Below are 17,459 nucleotides of genomic sequence, written 5' to 3' on the forward strand. Positions count from 1 at the left end.
CTAACGCGTTGCTGAGGTTACTCCTGCTCATTCGGCCTCCTGAGATAGGTAACGGCGCCCATTAGAACCAGAACGATGGCGGCATAGGTCAGCGCCACCACTGAAAACATTTCGACGGGTGCAAAGTTTGATGACGAAATTCTTCGTGCGACCCCGAGCAAGTCTGCAACCGCTATTGCGCTCAGTAGGGCGCTTCCTTTCAGCAAGAAGATGATCTCGTTGAGATATGCTGGGAGTATCAGGCGCACTGCCTGGGGAAAAATAACGCGGGTAAATGCCGTTCGCTTCTGAAGACCAAGCGATCGTGCAGCCTCCCACTGCCCCCGATGCACATTTGCAAACGCCCCGGCCCACAGTGGCGTGAGGTAGCCTGCGTGGTTGATGGCGAATACTACGGTTGCACACGAGATCGGGTCTTTGAGGATCCACCAGACAGGCGAGCTTCGAATCCATGAGAATTGAGCAAAACCGTAGTAGACGAAGAACAATTGGACCAGAATGGGGGTGCCCCGTATGATCCCGGCGCCCACCTGCACAATCGTGCGCAGTTCCCGTTTGGGAGATAGCATCAGAAGCGAAGCCGCCAACGCCAAGGTGCCTCCTATCAAGGCAGCGCTGACGACGATCTGCAGGGTATTCTGAAGTCCTTTTGCCAGTGCAGGCAGGCTGGACGAAATTAGATCGACATCCATCGGTGAGGCTCCCTGAGTTCCCCTCGAGAGGAAAGGCGGCGACCCAAAAACAGATTTGAGCAATACGTCATCGCCAAGTAGATGCATCCAGCCAAAGCGTAGAATTCGAAAGAGGCACCGGTCACCCGAGCGGCTACAGTTGAATTCCTCATCAGTTCGGCCACGCCAATGAGCGAAACGATAGATGTGTCCTTAACGAGTGAGACCCAGAGATTTAATGCGCCCGGGCCTGCAATCCTAACGGCGAGCGGCGCTCGTATAAGGAAGAACGATTGCCGGCGATGAAGCCCAAGAGCGTCAGCCGCTTCAACGAGACCGCGGTTTACATCCCTTAGGGCACCGCGCATAAGCTCGCCAAAATACGTGGCGTAGGCGACCCCAAGCGCGCTGCCCCCGCCCCAAAAGGGCGACAATTGAAAGTCACTGCCGAATATCTTCTGCAAGAGGAGGGTTCCGGCGAAGTAAAGCACGAGAAGCGTGATGAATTCGGGTACGGCCATGACTGCTAAGCAGAAGCTCCGGAGCAACACCGCGCCAGGGCCTCCTTCATAAGTCAGAGTCGCATAGATCAAGCCGACTGTGACGGCTATCACGGCGCTGACTAGCGAAAGCGTGACGGTAAGCGCCACGCCCTCGAGTATGAGATATCCGTAGCCACCGAGAAAGCTCATGCTGCCACGGGCTCTCGCTTCAGCGGCATCGTTAGGCAATGAATGCCGCTGCCACCTTTGGCGAATTCCGGAAAATAGGGATCCACCACCTTGAGACCCTCTGCCCGCAATTTGTCGATCACAGAGCGATTGTGTCTGGACGTCATAACGCGGTCATCTCCCAGAGAAACAACGTTGCATCCAAGCTCCATCGCCTCCTTGTACGTTACCGGGATGATCCGGATTTTCTCCTCCCGAAGAAGGTCAACGAGGGAATCCGGAGCGACTTCAGTGCAAACCAGTGCCAAATTTTCCGCCGCCATGCTGAAAATGACATCCAAATGTAGGAAGTGCTCCGGGAACGGCTGCAAATGCACCCTCCAGCCGTTCTTTTTGAACAGCGAAGTGAATTCCTCAGCGCCATCCCGCGTTGTGCGTTCACCGCTGTATCCGACGATGACCAACCCAGGCTTCGTGACTGAAATATCGCCACCTTCAATCGTGCCTCTGGACGACATCAGGGGGATAGGAATGCCCTTCGACCGATAGAAATCGATCACCGATGCGTACTCGCCCCGCCGCTCAATGTGTCTGAGTTGGAGGATTGCGGCACCCCAAGGGGTCATCTGACTGCTGTCGCGTGTGTCGCTCTGAAAAATCAGGTGGGGCTGAGGCTCAAGAAAGTGCACGTTGACACCATTCTCCCCGAAGGCAGACACGATTTCGTCGTGCTGGGACATCGCAGCCACCACGTCCGGAACGTTTTCGGTCATCTTTTCCCTGACGACCGAATTGATCGGCACCCATCCGTAATGCTGCGGCGAGCACAGCAATACGTCCTTCAACACGCCGTACTCAGAGTCCACCCCCCATTTGTCCGTTTCGAGAGACGCTTCTGCGGTCACGTTTGGCGAATCATGCAACGACATTTTTTACCTCAGGTCGTATGGAAAGTATTTCTTGTTGATGCTCTCGTATTTCCCGCTGGAGATCACGTTATCCAGAGCGCTATTCAGCTCGTCACGAAGTTCCGTATTTGTCTTTGCAACGGCGATACCTACGCCTTCACCCAGCATGGGATCGACCACCGGCTCGCCGATCAGGCGCAGGGCGCCAGCTTCACCATCTCGCTTGATGGCGAAGTAGCTGGAGTTGGCATCGTTGAGGACGTAGTCGATACGCTCGGATTTCAGATCGGCGAAGGCTTCTGTGACCGTGGGATACTCACGAATCGCAACGCGATCGCCGAATTTAGTTTCAAGATACTTGCCGTACGCTGTCGCGGTTTCAACACCGACGGTCTTCCCATCCAGCTCAGCCGCGGTGATCTGCTCGACAGAATTTGTGCCAGCACCGACGAATAATGCCTTTGCGGCATAGTAGGGCTTTGTGAAAAGAACCTTTTGCTTGCGCTCAGGCGTGATGAGCATGCTGGCGAGAATTGCATCAAACTTGTTCGCTTGCAAACCCGGGATTAGTGCATCCCACTCCTGACGCACCCAAACGCATTTGCGCTTCATTTCCGCGCAGAGCGCCTCCCCCAGATCGATGTCGAAGCCAACCAGCTGGCCCTCGGTGTTCGGCGATGCAAACGGGGGATAACCTCCATCAAGCCCGAAGCGAAGTTCGCCGTCCGCAGCCATGCTGGCCGAATACGACACGATCGATGCTGCACTCATCATCAAGGCAAATAGGTACTTTCGCATTGCATTGTTCCCTTTCTTCTATTGTGAATTTTCCAGTTCCAAACGCATCGCGGCCTCCAGTATCAGCGCGTCCCGGTACTTCCCCGCAGCGATCTGAACCGCGATCGGTAGTCCGGTTTTCGAACGCCTCATCGGGAAGGACATCGCAGGAGATTGCGAGAGGTTGAAAAGATAAAGGTTTGCGGCCCAATCGAGCCAACTCGTCATTCCCATTTCAACCGGGAAGTCCTGGCCTACGTCGAAGGCAGCGAACGGCGTCGCAGGCATCAACAGGACATCGAAGCTGTTGAGGAAAACATTTATCGAACTGGCCAGGACGGCACGTTGATAATCGGCATTCGCCATTTCGACGGCCGAAAGGCGCAGTCCCGATTGCGCCATCTCCGCCAAACCAGGATCTAGGAGGTGGCGCCTGTCGGCGGGGGTGCGGTCCCAATCCATAGCGCTGTCGCGGGCCCAGAAAATCTCGATCAGCTGGCGAACTTCGTCGAAAGTCACCGGGAGCGTCACCGGGATGATCGACCCGTTCGATCCGGCCAGGATTGTTGCCGCTTCTTCTACAGCCAGGCGAACGTCTTCGCTTGGCTCGGGGCCAAGGCCGGCGGCACATACACCAATTCTCAGAGGTTTTTTTTCGCCGCCAGCGGGCGACTGGAATACGTTCGAACTCGTGGCGAGCCAATCTCGGGGATCATGCTTGCCGGCATGCCGGAGCGAAATGGCAGCCTCGTGAACGGTTGCAGTAATCGGGGCGTGGCTAGACATCGTCGAGACAAGCGGAAACTGCGGCACGGCACCGAAGGATGGCTTCAGCCCAACGACTCCGCAAAATGCGGAAGGGATACGAATGGATCCGCCGCCATCAGATCCCGTATGTATTCTTCCGATCCCGAGAGCTGCGGCCACGGCCGCTCCTCCACTACTGCCGCCTGAAACCTTGGACTTGTCCCATGGATTTCGCGTCAGCCCGGTTAGCGGACTATCTGTAACCCCCTTCCAACCAAATTCCGGCACGGTCGTTTTTCCAAGAAAAACACAACCAGCTTCTCGAAGGCGAGCCACCAAAGGAGAGTCCTGGCGCGCTGGATTCTTCTCATCGGAGCTACAAGTCGAGGAGCCTGCAAATGTTTTCCAGCCAGCAACGTGATGTAGATCCTTAATAGTAGCTGGAATCCCATCAATGTCGCTCAGCGGCTTCCCAGAAACCCAACGCCGCTCGGACTCTTTCGCCTGTGCAAATGCCGTTTCCGGATCGAGGTAAACGAAGGCGTTATATTCCGCAGCCTCGCCAGCTCTAGAAAAGGCATCCGCCGCGACTTCAAGTGGTGAAAACTGGCCAGCTTCATATCCGCGCGTAAGCTGCGGGATAGTCCAATCTTTGAACGACATTCACTTGAGCTCCACCATCGGCCCAGCTTTAAGGCCTCTTGCGTTTCATTATAATTGTTATAATGATTATATGCGTAAGCACATTTCGAAACGCAGTCAACCAATGTTTGGAGTCCGCTACGGTGAATGATCTGGATGAGCTCAACGAAGCGGTGGAGCGCGAAAGAGCGGAGATTGCTGCCGCCAACCCGAAGAGCGCTGCTCTCTACGACGAAGCGGCAGCATTTCCCGGCGGAAGTACGAGGAGCGTGCTGTATTATCCGCCGTTTCCGCTATCGATCGTCAAAGGTGAAAAGTCGAAGATTTGGGATGCAGACGGCCACGCGTACACAGATTTTCTGAATGAATATTCGGCCGGGCTATTTGGCCATTCGAATGCCGCGATCAAGCGCGCTATCCTTGCAGCACTGGAAGACGGTATCAGCTTGGGCGGCCCCAATCGGTTCGAGGCACAACTCGCCAACTGTTTGACAAAACGGTTCGCAGCAATGGAGCGAATTAGATTTTGTAATACGGGCACCGAAGCGAATATTGCCGCCCTTCAACTGGCACTACACATTACTCGCAGAGATAAAGTATTGTTTTTCAAAGGAGGTTACCATGGAGGATTTATATGGTTCCCGGAAACGCGAATGCCGCTCAACATCAACTTCAACGCAGTAATCTCGCCATTCAACGATGAAGCCGCGTTGGAGGCCGTATTTGGAATCCATGGCGATCGGCTTGGCGCCTGCATCGTCGAACCTGTAATGTCCGCCGGAGGCGCCATACCTGCCGACCGATCTTTTCTTGCGAAACTGAAGGAGAGATGCGACCATCATGGGATCGTATTGATCTTCGATGAAGTGGTATCTTCCCGCCTCGATGTTGGTGGCATGCAAGCGGTTCACGGCATCTACCCCGATATCACTACTCTGGGAAAATACATTGGTGGCGGCCTAAGCTTCGGCGCTTTCGGGGGAAAAGCAGAGCTCATCGATAGACTGGACATGCGCCGGCAAGATGCAGTGCCCCACGCTGGAACATTCAATAACAATATTCTATCGATGGCGGCAGGCCTTGCGGCAGCATCAGTTCTAACTCCCGAGGCCATCGCGCGCATCAATGCACTCGGTGACTTTTTCAGAAGGGAATTTGCGGGCATCTCACCCGATCAATCGAAGATGAGCGCGAGCGGCTTCGGGTCACTGTCATGCGTACATTTCGCGTCCAAGCAGCTGCACGACCTGTTCCATCTGCACCTCCTTCGGAGCGGTTACTACACGGCTCGAAGAGGATCTGTGTATCTCTCGCTTGAAACGACAGAGGAAGAAGTTTCCGGGCTACTTCGGGCCTCAAAAGCCTTTGTTGAACGTTTTGGTTCATACCTTCGATGAACCATGAACCCGATAGGAGGCCCGACTCATCGTGTCGATAAAGCCATACGATCACCCCGAAAAGGTTACGTTAGGTCAACCACAAAAGGGACTAAGCCGCCGTCAGGCGTGGCACATCGCAGACCATATCCGCAAGGAGATAATAAAGCAGGGCCTTAGCCCGGGTGATCGCCTGCCCGGCGAGAAGCATCTCATCGAACAGTTTGGCTTGGCTCGGGCCACAGTTAGAGAGGGTCTCGCGATCCTTGAAGCGCAAGGGCTTGTTTCGATTTCGCCGGGCAGAAGCGGAGGGGTATTGGTCTCTGCCATTCCGACTGATGCCATAACCGACGGCATGGCTGCCTACCTCTATTTCGAAAGCGCAACGTGGTCCGATCTGTATCAAGCGAGGCTCGTGATAGAGCCGTTCGTAGCAGGTCTATCCTTCGACGCGATCGAAGATGATGGCATCAAGCAGATGCAGGAATCCATCGATGAATGTAATCGCGGCGTCAGAGGCGAAATTAGCCCCCGAATGCATAAGATGGCTGAGATCAACTTTCATTCCGTCATAGCCCAGTTCTGCCCAAACCCCATCTTGCGATTGAGCGCGCTCCATCTCGTCCGAGCTATGGAGGACATGGTCGATTCCTTGCTTATCGTAGACACGGACGACGCTGCAAAGCGCATCATCAGGGATCACAAAGTAATCCTCGGCGCATTCATCTCCGGCTCAAAGGCCGATGTGGAAAATCTGATCAGAAAGCACATCGTCGACACAGAGACCGAGCTCCTAAGGCTTGTGCAAGATCAAGGCTCTCGAGCGTTTAGACAAGCGTGAATAAATCGAGCGATACGCTCTGCTCAAGTGCAAATTGTGGGAACTTTATGGCCGACATCAATTCCAAGGTAATCATCACCTGCGCGATCACTGGGTCAATACACACCCCGTCCATGTCGCCTTATCTACCGCTTTCGCCGGAGCAGATCGCGGTTCAGGCTATCGACGCCGCAAACGCCGGCGCTGCTATGTTGCACTTGCACGCCCGTGACCCGGAAACTGGACAACCCACACCCGACCCGAGCGTCTTTCGGCAATTCGTGCCTCGCATCAGAGACGCGACGGATGCGATTATAGCCCTCACCACCGGTGGAAGTGCGTCTATGAGTCTTGATGAGCGCTTGCAAGCCCCGAGCGAATTGAGGCCCGAGATGTGCTCACTTAACATGGGCACGATGAATTTTGGCATATTTCCATTAGCACAGAAGGAACGCACCTGGATCCACCAGTGGGAGAGATCGTTCTTGGAGTCGTCGCGAAGTGGCATGTTCCGGAACACTTTCGCGGATATCGAAAAGATTATATGTCGAATGAGTGAAATGGGAACGCGGTTTGAGTTCGAGTGCTACGACATCGGTCACCTCTATACTTTGGCATACTTTCTTGAGCAATCCTTGGTAAAACCTCCTCTATTCATCCAATCTGTCGTGGGAATACTTGGTGGCATAGGCAGCGACCACGAATCCCTCCAGCAAATGCGAGCAACGGCAGATCGACTTTTCGGAAGCGATTACCAGTGGTCCGTACTCGCCGCGGGCCGAAGTCAGATGCGATTGGGAACAATGGCAGCACTAATGGGCGGGCACGTCCGGGTGGGTTTAGAGGATAATCTTTGGCTCGAAAAGGGACGGCTCGCACCCGATAATGCGTCCCAAGTGACGAAAATGCGGTGCATCCTTTCAGAACTCGGGCTTGAGGTTGCGACACCCTCTCAAGCGCGTGAACTGTTGGGGATCACCACGCGGAGCTAGAAAAATGCCGTCAGCTATCGAGAGACTAAACGCGATTCGGAATGGCGTTGGTGCTGCTCCGCCAATTTACAAACTACTGGATATTTCGGTCGTTGAAGCCAGAGAAGGCGAAGTTTCGTTGCAATTTAGGCCCCATGAAGGCCTTAGGAATCCGATTGGATTGGTTGCGGGAGGAGCAATAGCAACCCTCCTCGACACCGCCCTCGCCTGGGCTTGCGACACTTGCGTTCCCAGCGATCAGGTGTCCACCACAATTGAGCTAAAAGTGAATTTCTTGCGGCCGGTGTCGGTCAGTGGCGGGACAGTCGTCGCAACCGCTCGCGTAATTCATCCAGGTAATCGCATATTGGTAGCCACGGCAGACCTGAGACAAATGGGCATAGATGGTGCTCAAGCTCTCAATTGCGCCGTAGCGACGGCCACGTGTATGATCATACCTGCTACGGGATAGGAAGGCAGGAGCATACGTGGATGATGGATAGAGCTGCCTCGGGGATTTGAACAGCGCGGATAAGTGGAATTCCTGCCTGTGTTTGGCTTAGATGCCGGAAACAGGAGATAGCATGACGAGACGACCGCGCCGGAACCACAGCCCGGCTTTCAAGGCGAAAGTAGCGCTTGCCGCGATCAGGGGCGAACAGACCTGGCGGAACTGTCGCAGCAATTCGACGTGCCGAACAGGTCGCGTTTGTCTTCGACACTGGCACTTGGCCATCCTCGAAAGTAGGGAAAGCCGCTGGTCTGATGAACACATCGCGGCCACCTTAAACCGGATGGGCGATTGCCCAAGGCAAGACCTGGGCGGCAAAGCGCGTCGGCTCAACACGGCGCGCGTGGAATTTGCCTGCCCAACAAGTTGTCCCGCGCGCTCCGTACCAGATTAACGCCACGGATCTTCGCAATCTTCGGGTCGCCACTCGATGACGCCTAAAGGGCGCGCGTGGCAGTCCCCGCCGGAAACTCAAAAATCCAATGTTTGCAGTCACTTGAAGAGGGAGTGTGTAATGAATGCGACGTTGCAAAAACTCTGATGTCGCGCTCAAAGATGGGTAGTGTGCTGAAGGTTCTGCAAATTCACTGAGAGAGGCGGTCATGGCAGGTTGGTGATGTTGAACGGTGAGCGCAACGAATGGCCCACGGCTTTCATGATTGACGGATAGGTTTCTGGCGCTCGGTCAGAACTTCTGCTTTGCCCGCTTCGGCATAAAGTAGGTTCGGATATTGACGAGTGCTTCGGCGACGTCAGCAGCATCCTGGCTTGTCACTTTCCGTTTTGCCTCGCCGAGCTTGCGGATGGGTGCGATGATATCCCCAGTGACGGCATGACCACGAAGAACCGGCTGCCAAAGCCTCGGCGCGTATCCAGTTCCCAACAAAAAGCAGAGGTCCCAATCGAAGATATCAAAGGTCTGATCATCGATCCGGGTGAACCGGGGCCGGTGGTCTTTCGGTGTTTCGGAAAGGCTAGCCGAGATGCGGTTATATTCCGCAACAATGGTCTGTACGGCCCGATGCTCGGTCGTTTCCATCGGCAGGTTCAGGGCATCCGGACCGGTCAGTTCCGGGATCCATTTGCGTGGGTCGATGAACTTCGGTCCGATGATGAGAGCCGTAAGATAACCATCGAGACCGCTCATTGACCAGATTGGCGATGCTGGACGGCGTGCCCTGATAAACGCCTCGAACGCCTTTTCATCGAGCTTCGGTCGTGCCGTCGTCCCTTGGCTGTTCTGTGTCATGCCGCCCGTCGCTCCTGACGTGCAATGGCCTCGCGTTCGGCCTTCCAGGCCCATGGGAAGAGCGTATCCATCCGGTTCGCGGGCACCTTGCCCGAGATGATGCGCTCAAGCACATCGGCAAGCCAGACCTCGGGGTCAACACTATTGAGCTTTGCTGTGTTGACGAGCGATGCCAGGACCGCGAAGGACTTGCCACCGCGTTCGTTGCCCACGAACAACGAGTTCTTCCTCGTCAGAGCCACCGATTTCATTGAACGCTCGACCACATTGGAGTCCGCTTCGATCCGGCCATCCTCCAGGAAGGCTGCCAGCCCGTTCCAATGATTGAGCGCGTAGGAGACGGCCTTGCCCAGCGCCGATTTTGACGACACCTCTTCGCTCAGTTCGGTGAGCTGGACCTTCAGTTCTCGCATGATGGGTGCTGTCTCGCGACGCCGTACCGTGAGCCGGGTATCGGCACTTTCGCCGCGCAGTTTCGCCTCGATGCGATAGACCTCGGCGATCCTGGCCAGGATCGACAGCGCCTCCGAAGAGCCGGTCAGCTTGACGACATCGACGAACTTGCGTCGCGCGTGAGCAAGGCAGAACGCCAGCCGCATGGGGGCGACATTGCTCTTCCCCCGGCGCTTGGCCAAGGTTTTATAGGCCTGGTATCCATCGACCTGAAGTACGCCGGCAAACGACGACAGTTGCCCCTCGACCTCGCGAGCGCTGCGGCTTTCAGCAAAAGTATAGGCCACCGCCGGCGGCGCCGGACCATTCCATGGCCGGTCGTCGACCGCCTGCGCCCAGAGTTGACAAAGCTTGGTGCGTTTGCGTCCCGGATCGAGCCGCGGAAGCGGCGTCTCGTCACAAAACACCCTTGGCTGGGAGCGGATGAAGGCGGTAAGCGCATCGTAGAGAAGCTCGAGCCACCAGGCGACCCGCGTCACCCAGGCGCCAAGCGTGCCGCGATCGATGATCACGCCGCAGGAGGCAAGCATCTGCGCCTGGCGATGCAGCGGCAGATGCCAGGCAAACTTCGAAACGGCGATATGGGCTGCAAACGCCGTAGTCACCATGCCGCCGTCCATCACGCGCGCCGGTGCGGGCGCTTGCACAATGACGCTTTCGCAGGCCCGGCATGCATAGCGCGGCCGGATCGTCCGCTTCACCCGGACAACCGCCGGCACGATGTCGAGCGCCTCACTGACGTCCGTGCCGATGCAATGAAGCTCGAACGAGCAGCACGGGCAAATCTTGCTCTCCGGCTCGATGAGCTCTTCATACCGTGAGAGGTGCTTGGGCAAACGGCCGATGTTGCGCGACGGCGATCGCCGCTCCTGTCTTGGCCCTTCAGCCACGGGTGCAACATCGTCATTGGCCGCCTCGGGAATGTCGCTGAGATCGCCAAGCTCGAGCGTCGCCTGCGTCGGGTCGATCGCCGTCATCTTCTCCGATTTCGGTCCAAAGAGCTGACCCTCCAGGAAGGCAACGCGCGCCTTGAGGTCGGCATTCTCCGCATCGAGCGAGAGAATGATCCGGCTCAATTGGGCGGCATCCTGAGGTAAAGGGTCGGGTCGAAGCGGCATGGCTGACCCTAGCACATGTTCCTGAATCTTCAAGCAAATCCAATAAGATCAGCCCACTTTCGTCGGCCGCTTTACGACGTTCCGTTTAACCCGAGTCCAGTCGATACCGGCCAGCAAAAGCGAGAACTCTTGGCTACTCATCTGCATCGCGCCATCGCGGATCGGTGGCCAAACGAACTTGCCCGCCTCAAGCCACTTCGTCGCTAGGATCATGCCCGACCCGTCCCAATAAATGCAGCGCAGGCGATCGCACCGCTTGGCGCGGAACACAAACACGTCACCACAGTAGGGATCAGCCGAAAGCGCTGACGCCACCAGCGCAACAAGGCCATTCATGCCGCGCCGGAAGTCGACAGGCTGCGTCGCCACCATGATCTTCACGCCATTCGGCGAAAGTCCGATCACCGGCGTGCTCGCAACGCTGCCACGATCGCCTGCGCCAACTCGGGCGCCACCGAGCCGATCACGGTCATGCGTGCTCCGGCAATCTCGATCTCAATTCGGCCGGAAGCAACGGAAGCGATATCCGACGACGCGCTCTGGGGAGGCGCTCGTTCTCCAACGACGGTCACCGGCACGAACATGGCCTGCTGCGCGCAGGCTTGCACGGATCGTCGAGCGGTCAGCCCGGCTTGGCGGCGCCAGACATTCAGCAAACCACGGTTGACGCCCCAGCGCCGGGCGACGGCCGAGATGTTCACGTCGGGTTCTGCGCTTTCAGCAAGGATCCGCGCCTTCTCTTCGTCGGTCCAATTCCGCCGCTGTCGTCGACCGGTGATCACCTCGATCCGCCGGTAGACTCCATCATGCCTGGCTTCATCCATGGCTTCATCCATGACTCCAAGCATGGCACCAGCGCGATCTCCAACCATCCCGTTCCACTCCTGCAGATGAAGGAGCTTATCTCGCGGTCTCAATCAGCAAAGAAAAGGTGGGCTGTTCGTCGCGCTCACTGTTGAACGTCACCTGATTCCCTGGAAGGAACGCCACCATGACCAAGACTGAAGGTAAGACTGCCACCAGCGCCCGCTCGGAGCGCTGATAGCGTTCGAACAATTCGGTGGAGAAGTGCCCCGAGCGATCCTGCGGCACCCGCAGCTCGAGCTTGCCCACCCGCGTGATCAGCGTGCGGCCATAGTGGCCCGAACGGTAGCCGAGCCGATCCGGCGTGCGCTCGCCTTTCGCAGCTCCCAGCGCCTCGTCCATCTCCGCTTCCAGCACCTCCTGCATCACCGTGCGGATCACCTCGCGCAGCCCATCGGGGTTCGAAAGCAAAATGGACCTTGGCGGAGATGTATGTGCAAGGGGTGTCGACGCGGAAGGTCAAGGCGATCACCGAGGAGCTGTGCGGCCATGCCTTCTCGGCGTCATCGATCTCGGCAGATTTACCGATGAACGTTCATTCCCGCCGTCCGGATCGTTCCCCGGAAGCTATCGAGAAGCGGCGCAAGGCCGCCGAGCAGGCGCGCGCTGCCAATATCCGGCAGGGCTACGTTCACGATCCTGCCCTCGAGGAGGCGATCGTGCGGTATGTCGCCGGCGACATCACCCGCGGGGAATACCGGCAGCTCATGATTGAGGCGCCTGTCAAGATAACCCCCGATCAACCTTCAAGAGCAGAAGGCCGCCTGCTTAGAGCTGACAGCTTTTTGTTGAGCTTCGCCATGGCTGATGAGCGCCCAAAGGTTCCTACACCTATCCTGTTACGTCAGACGATCCGGACCGGACGAACGTTCTGAAAAACAGATGGGGCATTGAAACCGATCGGAGCTGCGCGTGAATGAGTATCGAGCGACCGCCGTGCGGTTAGCGGAAATTGCTGAAGGCGATGGCCCGGAAGGCAATTTCGACAAAGCTCACCTGAAAGCGCTTCACGGTTACATTTTTCAGGATGTGTATGAATGGGCCGGTCATACGCGCAACGAAAGTCCGATAGTTGAGGGCAGCGCGTAGAGCCGATCGGTGGCCACTCCAAGGGGGCTCGTCATTCCTGCCCTGCCCGCGCATAGAAGTGGGCCTGGACGAGGCGCTGAAACCGATCCGAGAACCGCAGGCCCTTCGCAATGCAACGCCCGAAGAGTTCGCTGAGCGGGCCGGAAGAGTCCTCTCAGAGCTGAATTATGTGCACCCGTTCAGAGAGGGAAACGGACGTGCCCAGGAGGCGTTTATTTCCGAGCTGGGCCGCCGCTACGGCCGCGAAATCGATTTGTCGGTAATCACCAGGCCGCGCATGATCGAGGCGTCAATCGAGATCACGAACGACCCGTCCAGTCCCGTGATGAAGCACGTCATTGAGGACGCGATGAACCCGGGCCGTCGGGAGGCCATTCGATCTGCATTCGAAGACTTGCGGGAGGCCGGTGAAGAGCCTTTGCACCATCATGTTCGCACTACCCGCGCCAGAGAAGAAATCACTGGCCAGATTCTCGGCCACGACAATCGCGTCGCCAGCCTTGTGACCGATCAAGGGATTGTCGTCGCCGATCGCGCGGACCTGCCGGAGAGGTTGCCAGACGACGAGGAGATCACCTTCACTGCCCGGTCGGACTTCTCCCGAGTGGCGCGAGCTGCCGGCCCAGGAGGCGCAATCGCAGCCGGCGCCAACGCCGCAGCCACAGCAGGACCATAACTCGGAGTTTAAGGCGATCGAGGCGCAATCGGTGGCACAGCGCAGTCGGGAGCGTGATGACGACGATCGCGAGCGGTAACCTGCCCACTGGCTCTTTAAGCTGCAAGAGCTATCCGTGAGCGAGGCGCCGATGTTCTGCGCCCTCCCCTTCCGTTGGGTGATTTGCCGGACAAGCTACAATAGCCCCTCCCCCACTCAACCGCTGTGGCGGTCCTCCACTGTGTTGCGGCCCTTCGGGTGCATCGGCTCGCTTCGGCTATCTCCGTTTTTTGCCGTCAACCAACGGAAGGAGACGGCAATGCAGAGCATCAAGGACACCTACCAGGGCATCACCGATACCATCATCGAGCAGCTTGAAGCCGGCACAAAGCCGTGGATCCGGCCCTGGCGCGGAAACAGCCGCGGCTCCCTCGTCCCGCGCCGCGCCACCGGCGAAGCCTATCGCGGGATCAACGTCCTGATGCTGTGGCTCGCAAGCGAGCTCGCCGGCTATGAGGAAAACACCTGGATGACCTACCGCCAAGCTCAAGATCTCGGCGGCCAGGTCCGAAAGGGCGAGAAAGGTTCCCTCGTCGTCAAGTACGGCACCTTCACCCCCAATGAGCGCGAGGATGACGACGAACGCGCAATTCCCTATCTCAAGGGCTACACGGTCTTCAACGTCGAGCAGATCGAGAACCTTCCAGACCCGTTCTATCGACCGGCGGAGGAGCTGCCGGCGACGCCAGTTCCGCATCTTGAGACTGTCGAAACCTTCGTCCGCAACACCGGCGCAGCGATCACCTACGGCGGAACGACCGCCTGCTATCGTCCCGCCCCTGACGACATCCTCATGCCCGATCGGGCACGCTTCGTCGACGAGGTTCACCTCTACTCGACCGTGCTTCACGAGATGTCGCATTGGTCAGGCGCAAAGCATCGCCTGGACCGTGACTTGAGCGGCCGTTTCGGCAGTGAAAGCTACGCCGTCGAGGAGCTGGTTGCCGAGCTCTCGGCTGCGTTCCTCTGCGCTGATCTTGGAGTGGCCCACGATCCTCGCGACAATACCGCAACCTATCTGGAAAGCTGGCTCAAGGTGCTGAAGAACGACAAGCGGGCGATCATCACCGCGGCCGCCAAGGCTCAGGCAGCAGCCGACTATCTGCACGGGCTGCAAGCGCGGAAGCAGCGCAGGGCCGCCGCTTAGCGGCGTTCGCTCCTCCGCTTCATTTGGCACGCCATCGAGCGACCGCTTCTGCGACATCGGGAGTCGCCAAGCCACCTTGGAAGAACGCTATTCCTGGAGAGGATAGTCGCTTCGTGACCAGCCAGTACCGGTCGCTTCGTGCTGTCAGATACATTGGCGAGTCGCAACGCCTGCAACCGATTCGGTCGCAGAGTCCAATTTTGCGGCGGCTTAAGCTCAGTTTCTCTACTGGAGTTGTCAACTGACAATTCATGTAAGTCTTTGATATTACACACAGTGGCGGATTCGCCGCAACCGTTAATCTCAGTTAACTAAAAACTCCTTGACGCGAACCCGTGTTTCAAGATCATTTGCGGAAACTTCATTGAATTTTTGGATTTTGCGTGAATGGCGACGAAAGCTGCGATTGTTGAAAACCGACAGAAGCGTGCCCGTGTTTCAATCGACGAAACGATAGCGCACGACTCGGCCTCGCTTAGTGGCCAGCTGCAGATCTTATTCGAGAAGCTCTTTTCGCCAAACGCCAGTAAAACGCTGCGGCGTTTCAGTAGCACGGAAGCCGCAAAGCTTCTCGGTGTCACTGACAGCTACGTTCGTCACATCGCCTCGCAGGAAGAGGCCGTCACATCCGAAAAGACTGCGGCAGGTCGAAGGACATTCTCGCTTGAAGAAGTGAACATGATCCGGCAGCTTCTCGGACGAACGAAGCCAGCGTACTTGCCCGGCCGCCGCGAAGGCGATCACGTTCAGGTGGTCGCGGTGACCAATTTTAAAGGCGGGTCTGGCAAAACAACGACCACAACGCATTTGGCCCAGTATCTTGCCTTGCGCGGCTATCGTGTTTTGGCGGTCGACCTCGATCCTCAAGCCTCCATGTCAGCCATGCTCGGCTTCCAGCCTGAGTTTGATGTGAACGACAATGAGACGCTCTACGGTGCTATCCGTTACGACGCCGAACGGCGGCCAGTAGGGGAGGTGGTCCGGCAAACCTATTTCGCCGGTTTGGACCTGATACCGGGGAACCTGGAGCTTCACGAGTTTGAGCACGACACGCCGCGGGCGCTCGCATCTCGGGACTCGGCCGATACCGACATGTTCTTCATGCGCGTCGGCAATGCGCTCATGGATCTAGAGGATCGCTACGATGTCGTAGTTATCGACTGCCCGCCGACACTTGGCTTCCTCACGCTCTCGGCACTGTGTGCGGCAACTTCGGTGCTGATCACCGTTCACCCGCAAATGCTCGATGTCGCATCGATGAACCAGTTCCTATCGATGACCTCGGATCTGCTCGGGGTGGTGAAGGAGGCCGGAGGTAATCTTGACTACGACTGGATGCGGTACCTAGTGACCAGGTACGAACCCAACGACGGGCCTCAGGCACAAATCGTTGCGTTTCTCAGAAGCCTTTTTGGCGAACGCGTTCTGACTTCGATGATGGTCAAGTCGACCGCTGTCTCTGACGCTGGCCTATCCAAGCAGACGATCTACGAGGCGGGCCGCGAAACGATGCACCGACAAACCTACGACAGGGCCGTTGAAGCTATGGACAGCGTGAACTCCGAAGTCGAGGCGCTCATCCGAACTGCATGGGGTAGGGCATGAAAGGCAGAGACATTCTCAAGAGCATGGTGAACTCGGCCGAGCACACCAAGACGGAAGCTCCGCAAACGCCGGTGGCACACAAGCCAGCCGGCGCTGTCCGTGCGATGAACCTGTCGCTCGGGCGTTTGAATGAAGAGGCAGCGGCGGCCAAGGAATTGCGCGAGGCGATCGCTGCGGGCGACAAGGTCGTTGAACTCAATCCCGCTCTCGTAGAGGTCTCATTTATTCGGGATCGCATACCGCTCGAAGGGGATCCGCAATTTGACGAGCTAAAGGCGTCGATCGCAGACAGCGGCCAGCAGGTGCCCATCCTCGTCAGGCCGCACCCCACTAGGACGAGCAACTATCAGGCGGCATACGGCCACAGACGTCTGCGTGCTGCAGCCGACCTCGGCCGGCCCGTCAAGGCGATTGTTCGTAACCTGACTGATGAGCAAGTCATTCTCGCACAGGGCCAGGAGAACGGCCCTCGTGTTGACCTCAGTTTCATTGAACGGGCTCTGTTTGCACGCCGTTTGGAAGAACACGGGTTCGACCGCGATACGATTGCCAAGGCATTGTCTGTCGACAAGCCGGAGATCTCCCGGCTGTTGCAAGTTGCTGAAGGTGTCCCATCTGAAATTATCCTGGCTGTAGGCCCGGCCCCGAAAGTCGGGCGGCCGCGCTGGCTGGCTTTCGCCGAGAGGCTGAAGGATAGCGAGTCGACCAAACGGCTCGAGAAGGAAATTGAGGCGCCTGATTTTTCGGCGGACGAGACCAACAAGCGATTCGATCGTCTATGGAAAGCTATGACGGCAACCGAAAAAAGATCGAAGGATGTCGAAGCGGTGCGAACCAAAAAAGGCTTACCTCTCGCATCAATCGAACGCAATGCCCGCGGTTCGAAGATCACGGTGACATCGGCAGAGTTCGCAGAATTCCTTTCCTCACACATGCATGAGTTAGTTGCGAGGTTTGAGCAGGAAAAACACGGAACATCAGCGGACTGATTAAATTGTCAGCTGACAATCGGAGCAAGTAGGAGATTAGAACCGCAAAAGAAAAAGGCCCCCCAAACGTCGCCGTCGTGGAAGCCTCTCTCATATCTAAGCAATCTGAGAATCGCATTTCCCCGAATCCCCGTCA

Annotated in this window: 16 protein-coding genes and 6 pseudogenes; 12 read left to right on the forward strand and 10 right to left on the reverse strand. The window is 57.2% G+C overall.

Features of this window, described 5'->3' with window-relative positions:
* Positions 1–17 precede the first annotated feature (17 nt).
* The 5 genes from JOH52_RS34305 to JOH52_RS35815 are packed head-to-tail and all read right to left on the reverse strand — an operon-like array spanning position 18 to position 4,437.
* The gene (locus JOH52_RS34305; RefSeq protein WP_017265998.1) at positions 18–692 is read right to left on the reverse strand and encodes an ABC transporter permease; all 675 of its coding nucleotides are present in this window, start codon (positions 690–692) and stop codon (positions 18–20) included.
* Positions 677–1,363, reverse strand: coding sequence for an ABC transporter permease subunit (locus JOH52_RS34310; protein WP_017265999.1), 687 nt, complete (start codon positions 1,361–1,363; stop codon positions 677–679). Before JOH52_RS34310 ends, JOH52_RS34305 begins: the two co-directional genes overlap by 16 nt.
* Positions 1,360–2,271, reverse strand: a complete 912-nt coding sequence (locus JOH52_RS34315) for a dimethylarginine dimethylaminohydrolase family protein (protein WP_017266000.1) — start codon at positions 2,269–2,271, stop codon at positions 1,360–1,362. The genes JOH52_RS34310 and JOH52_RS34315 overlap by 4 nt, the downstream gene beginning before the upstream one ends.
* A gap of 3 nt (positions 2,272–2,274) precedes the next feature.
* Positions 2,275–3,048: a transporter substrate-binding domain-containing protein gene (locus JOH52_RS34320; protein ID WP_017266001.1), complete on the reverse strand. Its 774-nt coding sequence runs from the start codon at positions 3,046–3,048 to the stop codon at positions 2,275–2,277.
* Between the two features lie 18 nt (positions 3,049–3,066).
* On the reverse strand, positions 3,067–4,437 hold the full coding sequence (locus tag JOH52_RS35815; RefSeq protein ID WP_042708931.1) for an amidase family protein: 1,371 nt from the start codon (positions 4,435–4,437) through the stop codon (positions 3,067–3,069).
* A gap of 122 nt (positions 4,438–4,559) precedes the next feature.
* Between JOH52_RS35815 and JOH52_RS34330 the strand changes: the two genes are divergently transcribed.
* From JOH52_RS34330 to JOH52_RS36775, 6 genes and pseudogenes are all read left to right on the forward strand, one after another.
* Positions 4,560–5,813, forward strand: a complete 1,254-nt coding sequence (locus JOH52_RS34330; protein WP_234840535.1) for an aminotransferase class III-fold pyridoxal phosphate-dependent enzyme — start codon at positions 4,560–4,562, stop codon at positions 5,811–5,813.
* A gap of 31 nt (positions 5,814–5,844) precedes the next feature.
* Positions 5,845–6,633: a FadR/GntR family transcriptional regulator gene (locus tag JOH52_RS36415; RefSeq protein ID WP_017266005.1), complete on the forward strand. Its 789-nt coding sequence runs from the start codon at positions 5,845–5,847 to the stop codon at positions 6,631–6,633.
* 47 nt (positions 6,634–6,680) lie between these two features.
* Positions 6,681–7,604 carry a 3,5-dioxohexanoate:acetyl-CoA acetone transferase gene (gene kce / locus JOH52_RS34340; protein ID WP_017275187.1) on the forward strand — a complete coding sequence of 308 codons (924 nt, stop codon included), beginning with the start codon at positions 6,681–6,683 and terminating at the stop codon, positions 7,602–7,604.
* 4 nt (positions 7,605–7,608) lie between these two features.
* The gene (locus JOH52_RS36770; RefSeq protein ID WP_080590356.1) at positions 7,609–8,055 is read left to right on the forward strand and encodes a PaaI family thioesterase; all 447 of its coding nucleotides are present in this window, start codon (positions 7,609–7,611) and stop codon (positions 8,053–8,055) included.
* Positions 8,056–8,167: 112 nt separating this feature from the next.
* Positions 8,168–8,277: pseudogene (locus JOH52_RS36845) on the forward strand (transposase); the annotation flags it as partial.
* A gap of 34 nt (positions 8,278–8,311) precedes the next feature.
* Positions 8,312–8,501 (forward strand): annotated as a pseudogene (locus JOH52_RS36775) (hypothetical protein); the annotation flags it as partial.
* A 278-nt stretch (positions 8,502–8,779) separates the two neighbouring features.
* On the opposite strand, the gene JOH52_RS34350 reads toward JOH52_RS36775, so the two are convergent.
* From JOH52_RS34350 to JOH52_RS34370, 5 genes and pseudogenes are all read right to left on the reverse strand, one after another.
* A complete protein-coding gene (locus JOH52_RS34350) occupies positions 8,780–9,343 on the reverse strand; it encodes a UPF0149 family protein (protein WP_017275188.1) in 564 nt (187 codons plus the stop codon).
* The gene (gene tnpC, locus JOH52_RS34355) at positions 9,340–10,914 is read right to left on the reverse strand and encodes an IS66 family transposase (protein WP_107010548.1); all 1,575 of its coding nucleotides are present in this window, start codon (positions 10,912–10,914) and stop codon (positions 9,340–9,342) included. Before tnpC ends, JOH52_RS34350 begins: the two co-directional genes overlap by 4 nt.
* Positions 10,915–10,962: 48 nt before the next feature.
* Positions 10,963–11,319: an IS66 family insertion sequence element accessory protein TnpB gene (gene tnpB, locus JOH52_RS34360; RefSeq protein ID WP_093041993.1), complete on the reverse strand. Its 357-nt coding sequence runs from the start codon at positions 11,317–11,319 to the stop codon at positions 10,963–10,965.
* Positions 11,316–11,786, reverse strand: a complete 471-nt coding sequence (tnpA, locus tag JOH52_RS34365; RefSeq protein ID WP_012477208.1) for an IS66-like element accessory protein TnpA — start codon at positions 11,784–11,786, stop codon at positions 11,316–11,318. The genes tnpB and tnpA overlap by 4 nt, the downstream gene beginning before the upstream one ends.
* A gap of 121 nt (positions 11,787–11,907) precedes the next feature.
* Positions 11,908–12,192: pseudogene (locus JOH52_RS34370) on the reverse strand (transposase); the annotation flags it as partial.
* A gap of 2 nt (positions 12,193–12,194) precedes the next feature.
* Between JOH52_RS34370 and JOH52_RS36780 the strand changes: the two are divergent.
* From JOH52_RS36780 to repB, 6 genes and pseudogenes are all read left to right on the forward strand, one after another.
* Positions 12,195–12,359, forward strand: a pseudogene (locus JOH52_RS36780) (transposase); the annotation flags it as partial.
* Positions 12,348–12,491 (forward strand): annotated as a pseudogene (locus JOH52_RS35820) (antitoxin VbhA family protein); the annotation flags it as partial. The pseudogenes JOH52_RS36780 and JOH52_RS35820, both read left to right, overlap by 12 nt.
* Positions 12,492–12,578: 87 nt before the next feature.
* Positions 12,579–13,622: pseudogene (locus JOH52_RS34385) on the forward strand (Fic/DOC family protein).
* 219 nt (positions 13,623–13,841) lie between these two features.
* Complete coding sequence (locus JOH52_RS34390) at positions 13,842–14,729, forward strand: ArdC family protein (RefSeq protein WP_017265753.1); 888 nt, start codon at positions 13,842–13,844, stop codon at positions 14,727–14,729.
* A 387-nt stretch (positions 14,730–15,116) separates the two neighbouring features.
* Entirely contained in the window at positions 15,117–16,334 is a 1,218-nt protein-coding gene (gene repA / locus JOH52_RS34395) for a plasmid partitioning protein RepA (protein ID WP_017265752.1), read from the forward strand.
* Entirely contained in the window at positions 16,331–17,323 is a 993-nt protein-coding gene (gene repB, locus JOH52_RS34400) for a plasmid partitioning protein RepB (RefSeq protein WP_017265751.1), read from the forward strand. The genes repA and repB overlap by 4 nt, the downstream gene beginning before the upstream one ends.
* Positions 17,324–17,459: the final 136 nt, after the last annotated feature.

The sequence above is a fragment of the Sinorhizobium meliloti genome, from assembly GCF_017876815.1.
GTDB classification, from domain to species: domain Bacteria; phylum Pseudomonadota; class Alphaproteobacteria; order Rhizobiales; family Rhizobiaceae; genus Sinorhizobium; species Sinorhizobium meliloti.